This is a genomic window from Rhizobium leguminosarum bv. viciae, from assembly GCF_012276115.1.
Taxonomy (GTDB): Bacteria; Pseudomonadota; Alphaproteobacteria; order Rhizobiales; family Rhizobiaceae; genus Rhizobium; species Rhizobium leguminosarum_T.
The window spans coordinates 42,563-56,054 of sequence record NZ_WIEU01000016.1 but is presented as its reverse complement, the minus strand read 5'-3'; the positions used below and the strand labels follow the sequence as shown (position 1 = coordinate 56,054).

Here is a 13,492-nt window from a genome sequence, read left to right as displayed (position 1 = left end):
TTTTCAAAAGGATATGCCGCTCGTAAACGGCCCGTCAATAAATCCTGTCACTTGCCCACCGGCCTATCCTGTGGATGAGCGTTTTACACATGTCCGTCACATCAGATTCGTCATTTGTACAATCGCGCGATCAAATGTCAAAAATCACCGTCGACGGCCCGGATTTGGCCTGCCATTTATTGACTTGCCCGTCCCAACTGCTATGTCTCTGCCGCTTTCACTCGATGGTCTTGGAGGCTCGAGGCCATCCCCCGACACCCGGAACTTGCGGAAAAGCCATGACCTCTCCCGAACAACACGACCGGATGGCGAATGCGATCCGTTTTCTCGCCATGGACGCCGTTGAAAAGGCGAACTCCGGCCACCCGGGCATGCCGATGGGCATGGCTGACGTGGCGACGGTCCTGTTCACCAAATATCTGAAGTTCGATCCGAAGAAGCCACACTGGCCGAACCGCGATCGCTTCGTGCTGTCGGCCGGCCATGGCTCGATGCTGCTCTATTCGCTGCTGTATCTGACCGGCTACCCTGACATGACGATCGAGGATCTCAAGCAGTTCCGCCAGCTCGGTTCGAAGACCGCCGGCCATCCGGAATACGGTCATGCCACAGGCATTGAAACGACGACCGGTCCGCTCGGCCAGGGTATCGCCAATTCCGTCGGCATGGCGATTGCCGAACGCAAGCTGCGCGAGGAGTTCGGCTCCGACCTCCAGGATCACTATACCTATGCGATCTGCGGCGACGGCTGCCTGATGGAGGGCATCAGCCACGAAGCCATTGCGCTCGCCGGCCACCTGAAGCTCAACAAGCTCGTCCTGTTCTGGGATAACAACTCGATCACCATCGACGGCGCCGTCTCGCTGTCGGACTCCACCGATCAGGTCGCCCGCTTCAAGGCCGTACACTGGAACACGATCGAGATCGACGGTCACGATCAGGCCGCCATCGCCGCCGCGATCGAAGCTGCCCACAAGTCCGACCGCCCGACCTTCATCGCCTGCAAGACGATCATCGGCTTTGGCGCCCCGAACAAGCAGGGCACCCACAAGGTCCACGGCAACCCGCTCGGCGCCGAGGAAATCGCTGCCACCCGCAAGGCGCTGAACTGGGAAGCCGAAGCCTTCGTCATCCCCTCGGACGTCCTTGACAGCTGGCGTGCAGCCGGCGCCCGCTCCGTCGAGCTCGTCAAGTCCTGGGAAGACGGCCTCGCCAAGGCTCCGGCCCGGGCTGAGTTCACCCGCCGCATGGCAGGCGAGCTGCCGGAAGGTTTCGACGCCGCGATCAGCGCATACAAGAAGAAGCTCGCCGAGACCAAGCCGACGGTTGCGACCCGCAAGGCTTCGGAAGACGCGCTCGAGGTCATCAACGGCTTCCTGCCGGAAACGCTCGGCGGCTCCGCCGATCTGACGCCGTCGAACAACACCAAGACCAGCCAGATGCATTCGATCACCCCGACGGATTTCGCCGGTCGTTACATGCATTGGGGCATCCGCGAGCATGGCATGGCGTCTGCTATGAACGGCATTGCGCTGCATGGCGGCCTCATCCCCTATAGCGGCGGCTTCCTGATCTTCTCGGATTATTGCCGCCCGCCGATCCGCCTTGCTTCGCTGATGGGCATCCGCGTCATTCACGTCCTGACGCATGACTCGATCGGCGTCGGCGAAGACGGCCCGACGCACCAGCCGGTCGAACAGCTCGCCGGTCTGCGCGCCATCCCGAACCTGATGGTCTTCCGTCCGGCCGACGCCACGGAAACGGCGGAATGCTGGCAGATCGCTATCAAGACGCACAACCGTCCTTCAGGCCTTGCTCTAACGCGTCAGAACCTCACGGCGGCCCGCACCGAATACAGCGAAAAGAACCTCTGCGAACAAGGCGCCTACACGTTGGCCGGCAATGCCGACGCCAAGGTGACGATCTTTGCTTCCGGCTCGGAAGTCGAAATTGCCGTTGCAGCCCGTACGGCGCTTGAAGCCAAGGGCGTCACCGTCCGCGTCGTATCGGTTCCCTGCACGGAACTGTTCTTCGAGCAGCCGGAAGCCTATCGCAAGGAAATTCTCGGCAACTCGCCGGTCAAGATCGCCGTCGAAGCTGCCGTTCGCGAAGGCTGGGATGCGTTCATCGGACCGGAAGGTACCTTCATCGGCATGAAGAGCTTCGGCGCTTCCGGCCCGGTCAAGGAAGTTTACAAGCATTTCGGCATCACCGCCGACGCCGTCGTTGCGGCCGCCGAAGCAAAGCTTTAATGAGGGCGCCTTGAGGCGCTCTCCATCTCCTCAATTCCAGGCCCTCGCTATCGGGCCCTACTCTATCGGGAGTGAATGAACATGACAGTCAAGGTTGCCATCAACGGTTTCGGCCGCATCGGCCGCAACGTCCTTCGCGCCATCGTCGAATCCGGCCGCACCGACATCGAGGTCGTCGCCATCAACGATCTCGGCCCGGTTGAAACCAACGCCCACCTGCTGCGCTACGACTCGATCCACGGCCGCTTCCCGGCAACGGTGAAGGTCGAGGGCGACACGATCATCGTCGGCAACGGCAAGCCGATCAAGGTCACGGCGATCAAGGATCCGGCAACGCTCCCGCACCGCGAGCTCGGCGTCGACATCGCGATGGAATGCACCGGCATCTTCACCGCTCGCGACAAGGCTGCCGCTCACCTGACGGCCGGCGCCAAGCGCGTCATCGTCTCGGCGCCTGCCGATGGTGCCGATCTGACGGTCGTCTTCGGCGTCAACCATGATCAGCTCACCAAGGAGCACTTGGTCATCTCCAACGCGTCCTGCACCACTAACTGCCTGGTGCCGGTCGTGAAGGTTCTCGACGACGCCGTCGGCATCGACCACGGCTTCATGACGACCATCCACTCCTACACCGGCGATCAGCCGACGCTCGACACGATGCACAAGGACCTGTATCGCGCCCGCGCGGCCGCCCTTTCCATGATCCCGACCTCGACGGGTGCAGCCAAGGCAGTCGGCCTCGTTCTGCCGCATCTGAAAGGCAAGCTCGACGGCACCTCGATCCGCGTTCCGACCCCGAACGTTTCGGTCGTCGACTTCAAGTTCGTCTCCAAGAAGGCGACCAGCGTTGGCGAAATCAACGAAGCCATCATGGCTGCTGCAAACGGCAAGCTGAAGGGCATCCTCGGCTACACCGACGAGCCGCTCGTCTCCCGTGACTTCAACCATGACAGCCACTCCTCGATCCTCGCAACCGATCAGACCAAGGTCATGGAAGGCAACTTCGTGCGCGTCCTGTCCTGGTACGACAACGAGTGGGGCTTCTCCAGCCGCATGTCCGACACGGCAGTCGCTTTCGCCAAGCTCATCTGAGCGCTCTTGAGGCATCGACATGCAAGCGGCCCGGGAAACCGGGCCGCTTTTTGTTGCCGTGTCTCCGAACGAAACCGCCCTCCCGCATTGGCATCTTTTCGCCCATTGCCCGGATGAGATCTGTTAGAATACGTCACCCTGGACATTCCAAAATGCCCAGTTTCCTCACGCCGCATCGGCCACCGGCCAGGTGCGGAACGCCAATACCGTGCGGCAGCACTGTCGCCCGCATGAAAATGAGAGAGATGGATGGATTACTTTACCGTTGAAATCGCCGGCCGTGCCGTTGCCAGTTTTCGTTCGGAAAATCATCAGGAAGCGACGCATTTCTTCGAGGCGGAAGACTTTCGCGACGATCTGACCGTCCTGGAATCCGAAGGCAAGCCTCTTTGGGACCGCAAAGCGGCCCTGAGCTTGCGCAAGGCGACCACCGAGGAAGCAAGCGAAGTCGAGCACGCCTATGAATTCGACGACGATCCCGAACGGACCATCGAGGACGAGTTCGTCGTTTTCCTGGTCCCGGTCGCGGATCTGACCGCTGGCGAAGACGATACCGTCGAAGACTGATCGACGATCCGCATCTTTTTCCGGTTTCGAGTCATATCGAAGCGGCGGGTTCGATATGACGCCGCCGTTCGCAGGACAGGATGTCGGTGCAGTTGAGGCTGCCCCGGGTTCGAATTCGACAGGCTTCCCTACGCGAAACCATCGCCGACGAAATCCCTGGCTGCACGGATGGATCACGGGTTGGCAATCCGCCGGCCAAGCGTGCTAGATTGAGGAAATGCGCAGCGCTGCACAATGGCTAAAATGAGCCAAGTGGAGGTGATAAATGGCAGAGGCACAAAAACGCTTGTCCCACACCACCCTCAAACGGCGGCAACGGTTTCACCCCAAGCGGGACGTCAGACCTGCCGTGTTGGCAAAGGCCAATCGTCTGGTCATCTGGGTCGCCGCGTTCATTGGCCTCTCCTTTCTCGCCATCATCATACTTCAGGCCGTGTTGGGATAGCAGAGCAAGGGCCGGCCGCTTCTGGCGCAAAACTACAGCCGGTTGCCCTCGCTGGGCGGCCGGCATTTCCACCCGATATCGAAATATCTCAGCGCTCCCCTCGCCGCATCCGCGCCTGCAATCCAATCTTCCCGTGATTGGACAAGGCAAACGGGCCGCGTGAAAGGAGGAGCGTGTCTTATGTTGTTGCCATTCGCAGATACCGGCAGGAAAAATCCGTGCCTGTCTCTTTTGCCCTGCTCTCGCCTGATTTTCCTATACATTCTTTATACAGACTTTCTCCCGTAGCATTCCGTGTCGGTTGGCCGTCCGGCAGCCGTTCAGCAGCATGAAGCAGCATCGCGACGAGGTTAAGCCGCAAGGCCTACCCTTCTCTGAAGTTTTGCCGTTTACTGACGGATCGCCGCGCGTGACGGAGGGGTTGAATAAAGGCGGATCGGCCGGGGCGGCTGTGTTCGCAAAGCAGTCGATGGAAAGGGGTGGGCATGGAAGCGTTCTATATCGTGGTGCTGGTTTCGACGGCACTCGTGCTTCTTGCCGCTTTTTCGAGCCTGCTCGCCTTCCGCTTCGGCGCCCCCCTGCTGCTGCTCTTCCTGATGATCGGCCTTGCCGCCGGCGTCGATGGCCTCGGCATCGAGTTCAGCAACAATTATCTCGCCTATATTCTCGGCTCCATCGCGCTGGCCGTCATCCTGTTCGATTCCGGCTTCGGCACGCCGATACAGGCCTTCCGGCTGGCGGCCGTGCCCTCTCTGGCGCTCGCCTCGGTTGGCGTGCTGATCACCGCCTCGCTCTTTGCCTTCGCCGCCATGTGGCTTTTGAATTTCACCTGGCTGGAAGGACTGCTGCTCGGCTCGATCGTCGCATCGACGGATGCCGCCGCCGTCTTCTTCCTGTTGCGCATCGGCGGCATCAACATCCGCGACAAGGTGCGCTCGACGCTGGAAGTCGAATCCGGCACCAACGACCCGATGGCGATCTTTCTCACCATCGCCCTCGTCGAGGTGCTGGCGAGCGGCGAGCGTTATGCCGGCATCAATATCGGCATGCTCGCCATGTTCGTGCAGCAGATGGGCCTCGGCGTCATTCTCGGCCTGCTCGGCGGCATGATGATCGTGCTGATCGTCAGCAAGCTCGATACCGATCGCGGCCTGACACCGATCTTCGTGCTGGCGCTCGCTCTTCTCGTCTTCTCCTTCACCGGCGCGGTTGGCGGCAGCGGCTTCCTCGCCGTCTATGTTGCCGGCATCTACGCCGGAAACCGCAAGATGCAGGCGATCGGCACCATCAAGCGCTTCCAGGACGGCATGACCTGGCTGGCGCAGATCATCATGTTCCTGGTGCTCGGCCTGCTCGCCACGCCGTCGCAATTCCCTGCCATCATCGTGCCGGCCATCCTGCTCGCCCTCTTCCTGATCTTCGTCGCCCGGCCGTTGGCGATCTGGCTGTCGCTGCTTCCCTTCGATTACACGCAGCAGGAAATCGGCTTCGTTGCCTGGGTCGGCCTGCGCGGCGCCGTCTCCATCCTGCTTGCCATCATGCCGATCCTCGGCGGGCTTGAGAACGGCCAGATCTATTTCAACACCGCCTTCATCATCGTGCTGGTCTCGCTGCTCCTCCAGGGCTGGACGATCAAACCCGTCGCCAAGAAGCTCGGGCTGATCATTCCGCCGCGCATCGGCGCCGTCGACAAGGTCGAGGTCGACCTGCCGGGCGCGGCCAACCACGAACTGCTCTCCTACCGCGTCATCAAGGATAGCCCGGTGCTGCGCGGCGAGCGCATTCCGCGCTGGGCGACCCCCTCGCTCGTCATCCGCGACGGCAAGTCGATGCGCTATCAATATGCCGGGCGGCTGCGCGAGCACGATCTCGTCTACCTCTTCATCGTGCCGAGCTATTCCCGCCTGCTCGACCGGCTCTTCGCCAGCCGGGCGCCTGTCGATGACGACGATGCCGAATTCTTCGGGGCCTTCGCGCTCTCTCCCGCCCGCCCCGCCGCCGATCTCGACGCCGCCTATGGCCCCGGCCTGCTCAACGAATCCGAAAAGGGCCTGACGATCGCCGAATTGATGCGGCAGCGTCTCGGCGGCAAGGCCGATTATGCCGACCGCGTCCGCCTCGGCTCGATCATCCTCATCGTCCGCGATCTCGACGAGCACGATCACATCACCTCCGTCGGCATGTCGCTCGAAGCAGTCGAACCGGCAATTACGCTGCCGATCTTCCTCAATCTCAAGGACATCATCCAGCGCATCCGCGACCGGCTGAACGGACGCCGGAACCGGGAAACCGCAGCTTCCGAAAGCACGCTGAAACCGCCGGCCGGACGCGACGAAGGCACACGCGAAAACGGCCGCTGAACGCCTTGCGTCTCGAATGATCCTTGCTATGTTCGGCGCAACTTTCGCCAACCACGACAGGATCCTCCCCATGCCTTCTTTCAAGACCCTCGACGATCTTTCCGACATCCGCGGTAAGCGCGTTCTCGTCCGCGTCGACCTCAACGTCCCGGTGAAAGACGGCAAGGTCACCGATGTGACGCGCATCGAGCGTGTGGCGCCGACGATCCTCGAATTGTCCGAAAAGGGTGCCAAGGTGATCCTGCTGGCCCATTTTGGCCGGCCGAAGGATGGCCCTTCGCCGGATCTGTCGCTGTCGCTGATCGCCCCTTCCGTCGAGGAAGTGCTTGATCATGCCGTGCTGACGGCCTCCGACTGCATCGGCGAAGCCACCGCCTCCGCCGTTGCCGCGATGAATGACGGCGATATCCTGCTTCTGGAAAACACCCGCTTCCACAAGGGCGAGGAAAACAACGACTCCGACTTCACCAAGGCGCTTGCCGCCAACGGCGATATCTACGTCAACGACGCCTTTTCGGCGGCCCACCGCGCCCATGCCTCGACCGAGGGTCTTGCCCACCACCTGCCGGCCTATGCCGGCCGCACCATGCAGGCCGAGCTGGAAGCACTGGAAAAGGGCCTCGGTGATCCCGCTCGCCCTGTCGTCGCGATCGTCGGCGGCGCCAAGGTCTCCACCAAGATCGACCTGTTGATGAACCTCGTGAAGAAGGTCGATGCGCTCGTCATCGGCGGCGGCATGGCCAATACCTTCATCGCCGCCCGCGGCACCAATGTCGGCAAGTCGCTCTGCGAACATGATCTCGCCGAAACCGCCAAGCAGATCATGATCGAGGCGGCCACCGCCGGCTGCGCCATCATCCTGCCGGAGGATGGCGTGATCGCCCGCGAGTTCAAGGCGGGCGCCGCCAACGAGACGGTCGATATCAACGCCATTCCTGCCGATGCCATGGTGCTCGATGTCGGCCCGAAATCCGTTGAGGCCATCAATGCCTGGATCGAGCGCGCCGCAACCCTGGTCTGGAACGGCCCGCTCGGCGCCTTCGAGATCGAACCCTTTGATACCGCGACGGTCGCTGCCGCGAAATACGCCGCTGGGCGCACCGTAGCCGGCAAGCTCACCTCCGTTGCCGGCGGCGGCGATACCGTCTCGGCGCTCAACCATGCCGGCGTTGCCGACGATTTCACCTATGTCTCGACCGCCGGCGGCGCCTTCCTCGAATGGATGGAAGGCAAAGAGCTTCCCGGCGTCGCCGTCCTCAACGCCGCCGGATAGTCGGCGCGACTGATTTCGCAGATTTTACATGTGGATAGACCGTGGAAGAAAAACAGCTTCCGCGGTCTTTTGCTCAGAGGATGAAAAAAATCCCAAATTTTCAAACGATTGAATTGAATTCAATCGTTTCAATGACTTAGCCTTCCATTTTCCTCGCTATAAACTTCTGTTATCCGCGTTCTATATTCCTGAAGTGCCGATGTTTATTGTTGTGGAGAGAACGAAATGAGCGAACGACTGGAAGACATTGCAGTGCAGATGGTTACGGGCGGCCGGGGGCTGCTCGCCGCCGATGAATCGACCTCCACCATCAAGAAGCGTTTCGACACGATCAACCTCGACTCGACCGAAACGAGCCGGCGGGACTACCGGGAGATGCTCTTCCGCTCCGACGAGGCGATGAAGAAATATATCTCGGGCGTCATCCTTTTCGAAGAGACGTTGTTCCAGAAGGCCGCGGACGGCACGCCTTTCGTCGATATCATCCGCGCCGCCGGTGCCATCCCCGGCATCAAGGTCGATACCGGCGCCAAGCCGATGGCCAAATATCCCGCTGAAACCATCACCGAAGGCCTCGACGGTCTCGGCGAGCGCCTTGCCAGATATTATGATGCCGGCGCCCGCTTCGCCAAATGGCGCGGCGTCATCGCCATCTCGTCGACCTTGCCGACCCGCGGTTCCGTCCGCGCCAATGCTCAGGCGCTTGCTCGTTATGCCGCACTTTGCCAGGAGGCCGGGATCGTTCCGATCGTCGAGCCGGAATGCCTGATGGACGGCAAACCAGGCGACCACAATATCGACCGCTGTGCCGAAGTGACCGAATCCACACTGCGCATCGTTTTCGAGGAACTGGCCGATGCCCGCGTCAACCTCGAAGGCATGATCCTCAAGCCGAACATGGTGATCGACGGCAAGAACGCTCGCAAGGCCTCGGTCGCGGAAGTTGCCGAACGCACCGTCAAGGTGTTGAAGGCGACCGTTCCGCCCGCCGTTCCCGGCATCGCCTTCCTCTCCGGCGGCCAGACGACCGAAGAAGCGACTGCTCATCTTTCGGCGATCAATGCCGGCGGCGACCTGCCCTGGTTCGTCACCTTCTCCTACGGCCGCGCCCTGCAGGACAGCGCGCTCAGAGCCTGGAACGGCAAGCAGGAAAACGTCGCTGCCGGCCAACGCGAATTCACCCACCGCGCCGAGATGAACAGCCTCGCCGCCAAGGGCAGCTGGAAGAAAGACCTGGAAAAGGCCGCCTGAGCTTTTGGAGCTTAGGTATTTGGGGAGGTGACGGCAAACGCAGCGTCGCAGTTCTTGCTCTTTCCTCGCCTCCCTCATTCCTGTGCTCGTCACAGGAATCCAGTGCGCCCAAGTCCTTGGGCGCAGGAGAATTCTTTCCTTGTATGAGAGTCAATCACGGCGCGGACGCGCCGTGGCTGGATTCCTGTGACAAGCACAGGAATGAGGGAATCTGGAGGGGCGCCATCCTTTCCCATCCGACGAACCGCCAGGGAAAATGCGTAAAAACTCAGTCCAGCGCGCAAGACACCCACCCTCATTGTCACGGCGACAAGAAACCACTTCGTTCCCTCGAAAACCGTGATTACTCATAGCGCCCTGTCACAACAGGAGCCGCCATGAACACCCTCTCCTACGTCACCGTCGATGTCTTCACCTCCACCTGCTTCGAGGGCAATCCGCTTGCCGTCATCTGCGATGCGCGCGGTCTGAGCGATGCGGCGATGCAAAAGATCGCCACCGAGTTCAATTATTCCGAAGTCACCTTCGTGCTGCCGCCGGAAAACCCGCAAAATTCCGCCCGCGTGCGCATCTTCACCCCGACGATGGAAATACCCTTTGCCGGCCATCCGAACGTCGGCACCGCCTATGTGCTCGGCCAGCAGGCGGAGATTTTCGGCAAGCCGGTCGGCGATACGCTGCGTTTCGAAGAAAAGGCCGGCATCGTCGAAGTCAGCCTGAAACGCAGCGGCGGAAAGGTTGCTGCTGCCGCCATCCGCGCGCCGCAGCCGCTGACGATCGGCGACACCATCGCCGCGGAAACCATCGCCAGCTGCGTCTCGCTCGACCCCGGTGTCATCGTCAGCACCACCCATGCCCCGGTCTTTGCATCCGTCGGCCTGAATTTCGCCGTTGCAGAAGTGAACGGGCTCGAGGCGCTGGCCGCCGTCCGCCCAAACCTTGCCGGGTTCCAGGCAGCTGCCGGCCGCCAGACGACCAGCGGCCACGACTTCTCGCTCTTCCTCTATGTGAGGACAGCCGAAAATCCATGGAATATTCGCGCCCGCATGTTCGCGCCCCTCGACAATGTGCCCGAGGATCCGGCAACGGGCAGCGCTTCAGCCGCGCTTGGCGCCTATCTCGTCTCGCTTGCGCCGGAGGCCGATATGAACGTCCGCATCACCATTGAACAGGGCGTCGAAATGGGCCGCCGCAGCGTCATCACCCTTGATGTCGTGAAATCCAACGGCATCGTCACCGATGTCGTCATCTCGGGAGGCTGCGTTTCCGTCATGCGCGGAAAAATTAGCTTGCAAGACTGACGGTCGCAGCCCGGACCGTACCCATGCGTTACACGTAATCCGGGGCTACATCAGGAAATCGCGCGAAAGCAGAGCCATTGCCCAGACGGCGAAAGCGATCAGCGCGAGCTTCCAGAAATCCATTCGCCGCCTGAGGCCGGGAAGCCCGAGCGGCTTGATCACTTGTATCGCCATGGCAAGGATGAGCAGCAAGGCTATCAGCTTTGTCATGCTTTATTTTTTCCGTTTTTCGGAATGTCACAGGACGGACATTTTTCCGCGCGAACAAGAGGATCTCGACACGCCGTAAAGACATTCCGGGGCACAATCAATCATCTTGAGGCTGGGCTGACGCAGGTCCTGCCTTATGTCATTGCAAATCGCTAAGACTGAGTCTGGGGAAATGAAGAGAAATCTGCTGTCCGTCGCCGCGCTGCTCTTTGGCACGCTCTTCCTTTTCATGGGCAACGGCCTGCAGGGCATCCTGCTTCCCGTGCGCGGCAATCTCGAAGGCTACGGAACGACGACGCTTGGCCTGCTCGGCACCTCATGGGCCGGGGGCTTCGTCATCGGCTGCCTGGTTGCTCCGAAGATCGTCCGCCGCGTCGGCCATGTGCGTGCCTTTTCCGGCTTCATCTCGATCATCGCCATCATCGCGTTGGTCAGCGGCATCATCATCGATCCGGTCTGGTGGGTGGTCCTGCGCGCCGTCACCGGCTTCTCCACCGCCGGCACGTCGATGATCATCGAAAGCTGGCTGAACGAGCGCGCCAGCAACGAGAGCCGCGGCATGATCTTCTCGCTTTATATCGGCATCACACTCATTGGCGTCGTCGGCGGCCAGATGATGATCCCGCTCGAGGATGTGCGCACACCGGTTCTCTTCATGATCTGCGGCATCTTCTATTGCATCGCCATGCTGCCCACGACGCTGTCGACCGCCGCTTCGCCGCAGCCGTTGAAGGCGGTGCGCCTCGACCTGCCGGCGCTCTATCGCAACTCGCCGGTCTCCTGCCTCGGCATCTTGCTCGTCGGCATCGCCAACGGTGCCTACGGCACGCTCGGCGCCGTCTTCGGAGCCGGTGCCGGCCTCTCCGACACCAGCATCGCCGTCATGATGAGCGCCACCATTTTCGCCGGGGCGGTGATGCAGCTGCCGGCCGGCCGGCTTTCCGATCGCATCGACCGGCGCTACGTGCTCGCTGCCATGTCGGGGATCGCCGCCCTTGCCGGCCTGCTGATCTTTCTGCTCCACCCGACGTCCCCCACCTTGCTGATCGGGCTCGTCGTCCTTTACGGCGCCGTGGCGAATACGCTCTATCCGATCGCCGTCGCCCACGCGAACGACTTCGCGGCATCGGAGGACTTCGTCAAGGTCTCCGGCGGCCTGCTGCTGCTCTATGGCATCGGCACGGTGATCGGCCCGACGCTCAGCGGTCCCGTCATGTCGGCGATCACTCCGCATGCGCTTTTCCTCGTTACCGCCGTCGCCCATGTACTGATCACCGTTTATGCCATCATCAGGAGCCGCATCCGCGCCGCGGTCCCCGCCAGCGACCGCGACGCCTACACGACGATCCCGACCGGCACCTCGGCGATCCTGACACCGGAAAGCATGTCGCTTGCCGATCGCGGCGCCGGCAAACCTCCCGAAACCGGAAAGTCTCCCGAAAGCGACGATCCTGCTGTAAAGTTTGGTTAGGCAGCGAACGGAGGACGAACCATGAGCTTCATCGATGATGACCGGCCGCAGAAGAAAGTCGCCCACGAGATCGGCGCCGATCTCTCCATGCTTTCGGTCGACGAATTGAAGGCGCGGGTGGAATTGCTGAAGACGGAGATCGCCCGTCTCGAGGCCGAGGCTGCCCGCAAAGCCTCCGGGCGGCAGGCGGCGGAAAGCTTCTTCCGCTCGTGATCCGATAAAAACCCCGAAAAACAAGGCTATAGGCGGATAAAATAACACGCCTCAAGTCTTAATCCGGCACAGTGTTAATAAAATATTAAGCTTTATAAGGTATTACTGTATTCATCCGGATTTCCTCTGGATCTCAGACAGTTTTCCAAGCGGTGAATTGGTCTGATTTTTCTCCCTGTTTTACCTTGAGAGCCGCGTTTGCGGCTCTTCTTTTTCCTATGGCCGGCGCACTTCCACGAAACTGTGGAGATTAACCCTTTCTTAAGAAACGGCTTGCGCATTTGGGCTAATGATACCATCTTAAAGTCATAAAGACCGGGCCTGGAAACTTTTCCGTCGGCACCGGCGTTACCTGACTATATGTAGCTGCGTGCGAACAGGGACTATTGCGATGTCGGAAGTTGGATTGAACACGATCAGTTTTGCAGGCCGCGCCGCTGCATCCTCGCAGTTCAAGGCACTTTATGCGGAAGGCATGTCGCTGGTTGAAGAGACTGCCGCTTATCTCGACGGTCAGGGCCGCGCCGCCTCCAAGGTTCTGCCGCGGATGGCCTCGGTTCTCTACGCCGCGGAATCGATGCGTCTCACCACCCGCCTGATGCAGATGGCCTCCTGGCTGCTGTTGCAGCGCGCCGTCAACAATGGCGAAATGTCCCGTGACCAGGTGCTGGCTGAAAAGAACAAGGTTCGCCTCGACGGCTTCAACGTCGACCGCGCCGCACCCGGCTGGGGCGACCTGCCAGAATCCTTCCGCGACCTCGTCGAACGCTCGCTGCGTCTGCAGAACCGCATTGCCCTGCTTGACCGCGAGATCTACCGCCCGTCCGAAGCGGTGATTGTTCATGACAATCAGAACAGCGTCCAGGCCCAGCTTTCCCTGTTGCAGACCGCCTTCGGCAACAACTGAACGGACTTGCAAGAATTCGAATACAAACCGGCTGCGTCTTACGCGGCCGGTTTTTTTGTTTTGCCGCTGAACACCGGCATCCCTGGAGCGTCCTTTGCACGTCAGAAAAGACGCGCGGCGCTGTAAGCTATTGCGAACGCAAAAAAGCCC

The 13,492-nt window shown here is 60.9% G+C and carries 12 protein-coding genes; 11 read left to right on the top strand and 1 reads right to left on the bottom strand.

From position 1 onward, the window contains the following. The first annotated feature begins 278 nt into the window (after positions 1-278). The 8 genes from tkt to GFM02_RS24345 all read left to right on the top strand — a co-directional run bounded on the left by tkt (position 279) and on the right by GFM02_RS24345 (position 10,541). Positions 279-2,252 carry a transketolase gene (gene tkt / locus GFM02_RS24380; RefSeq protein WP_168323040.1) on the top strand — a complete coding sequence of 658 codons (1,974 nt, stop codon included), beginning with the start codon at positions 279-281 and terminating at the stop codon, positions 2,250-2,252. 81 nt (positions 2,253-2,333) lie between these two features. Next, a complete protein-coding gene (gene gap, locus GFM02_RS24375) occupies positions 2,334-3,344 on the top strand; it encodes a type I glyceraldehyde-3-phosphate dehydrogenase (RefSeq protein WP_024323244.1) in 1,011 nt (336 codons plus the stop codon). 249 nt (positions 3,345-3,593) lie between these two features. Next, positions 3,594-3,911, top strand: coding sequence for a hypothetical protein (locus tag GFM02_RS24370; protein ID WP_131665523.1), 318 nt, complete (start codon positions 3,594-3,596; stop codon positions 3,909-3,911). Between the two features lie 265 nt (positions 3,912-4,176). Then, complete coding sequence (locus GFM02_RS24365; RefSeq protein WP_130656185.1) at positions 4,177-4,356, top strand: hypothetical protein; 180 nt, start codon at positions 4,177-4,179, stop codon at positions 4,354-4,356. A gap of 485 nt (positions 4,357-4,841) precedes the next feature. Beyond that, positions 4,842-6,716, top strand: coding sequence for a potassium/proton antiporter (locus GFM02_RS24360; RefSeq protein WP_168303071.1), 1,875 nt, complete (start codon positions 4,842-4,844; stop codon positions 6,714-6,716). Positions 6,717-6,786: 70 nt separating this feature from the next. Further along, a complete protein-coding gene (locus GFM02_RS24355; protein WP_205930444.1) occupies positions 6,787-7,989 on the top strand; it encodes a phosphoglycerate kinase in 1,203 nt (400 codons plus the stop codon). Positions 7,990-8,214: 225 nt separating this feature from the next. Next, positions 8,215-9,240, top strand: a complete 1,026-nt coding sequence (locus tag GFM02_RS24350) for a class I fructose-bisphosphate aldolase (RefSeq protein WP_168323038.1) — start codon at positions 8,215-8,217, stop codon at positions 9,238-9,240. Positions 9,241-9,617: 377 nt separating this feature from the next. Next, complete coding sequence (locus tag GFM02_RS24345) at positions 9,618-10,541, top strand: PhzF family phenazine biosynthesis protein (RefSeq protein ID WP_168323037.1); 924 nt, start codon at positions 9,618-9,620, stop codon at positions 10,539-10,541. Positions 10,542-10,586: 45 nt separating this feature from the next. Here GFM02_RS24345 and GFM02_RS24340 read toward each other — a convergent pair whose 3' ends face one another. Then, entirely contained in the window at positions 10,587-10,751 is a 165-nt protein-coding gene (locus GFM02_RS24340; protein WP_168271592.1) for a hypothetical protein, read from the bottom strand. Between the two features lie 172 nt (positions 10,752-10,923). On the opposite strand from GFM02_RS24340, the gene GFM02_RS24335 reads away from it, so the two are divergent. The 3 genes from GFM02_RS24335 (at position 10,924) to GFM02_RS24325 (ending at position 13,342) form a co-directional block, all read left to right on the top strand. Then, complete coding sequence (locus GFM02_RS24335; RefSeq protein ID WP_168284258.1) at positions 10,924-12,222, top strand: MFS transporter; 1,299 nt, start codon at positions 10,924-10,926, stop codon at positions 12,220-12,222. Between the two features lie 21 nt (positions 12,223-12,243). After that, positions 12,244-12,435, top strand: coding sequence for a DUF1192 domain-containing protein (locus GFM02_RS24330; protein WP_003542803.1), 192 nt, complete (start codon positions 12,244-12,246; stop codon positions 12,433-12,435). Between the two features lie 391 nt (positions 12,436-12,826). Next, positions 12,827-13,342, top strand: a complete 516-nt coding sequence (locus GFM02_RS24325) for a DUF1465 family protein (RefSeq protein ID WP_003542804.1) — start codon at positions 12,827-12,829, stop codon at positions 13,340-13,342. Positions 13,343-13,492 lie beyond the last annotated feature (150 nt).

Excerpts from the sequence above, each read along its gene's own strand:
- tkt (WP_168323040.1), top strand. The coding sequence starts at position 279 with ATGACCTCTCCCGAACAACACGACCGGATGGCGAATGCGATCCGTTTT.
- gap (WP_024323244.1), top strand. The coding sequence starts at position 2,334 with ATGACAGTCAAGGTTGCCATCAACGGTTTCGGCCGCATCGGCCGCAAC.
- GFM02_RS24370 (WP_131665523.1), top strand. The coding sequence starts at position 3,594 with ATGGATTACTTTACCGTTGAAATCGCCGGCCGTGCCGTTGCCAGTTTT.
- GFM02_RS24365 (WP_130656185.1), top strand. The coding sequence starts at position 4,177 with ATGGCAGAGGCACAAAAACGCTTGTCCCACACCACCCTCAAACGGCGG.
- GFM02_RS24360 (WP_168303071.1), top strand. The coding sequence starts at position 4,842 with ATGGAAGCGTTCTATATCGTGGTGCTGGTTTCGACGGCACTCGTGCTT.
- GFM02_RS24355 (WP_205930444.1), top strand. The coding sequence starts at position 6,787 with ATGCCTTCTTTCAAGACCCTCGACGATCTTTCCGACATCCGCGGTAAG.
- GFM02_RS24350 (WP_168323038.1), top strand. The coding sequence starts at position 8,215 with ATGAGCGAACGACTGGAAGACATTGCAGTGCAGATGGTTACGGGCGGC.
- GFM02_RS24345 (WP_168323037.1), top strand. The coding sequence starts at position 9,618 with ATGAACACCCTCTCCTACGTCACCGTCGATGTCTTCACCTCCACCTGC.
- GFM02_RS24340 (WP_168271592.1), bottom strand. The coding sequence starts at position 10,751 with ATGACAAAGCTGATAGCCTTGCTGCTCATCCTTGCCATGGCGATACAA.
- GFM02_RS24335 (WP_168284258.1), top strand. The coding sequence starts at position 10,924 with ATGAAGAGAAATCTGCTGTCCGTCGCCGCGCTGCTCTTTGGCACGCTC.
- GFM02_RS24330 (WP_003542803.1), top strand. The coding sequence starts at position 12,244 with ATGAGCTTCATCGATGATGACCGGCCGCAGAAGAAAGTCGCCCACGAG.
- GFM02_RS24325 (WP_003542804.1), top strand. The coding sequence starts at position 12,827 with ATGTCGGAAGTTGGATTGAACACGATCAGTTTTGCAGGCCGCGCCGCT.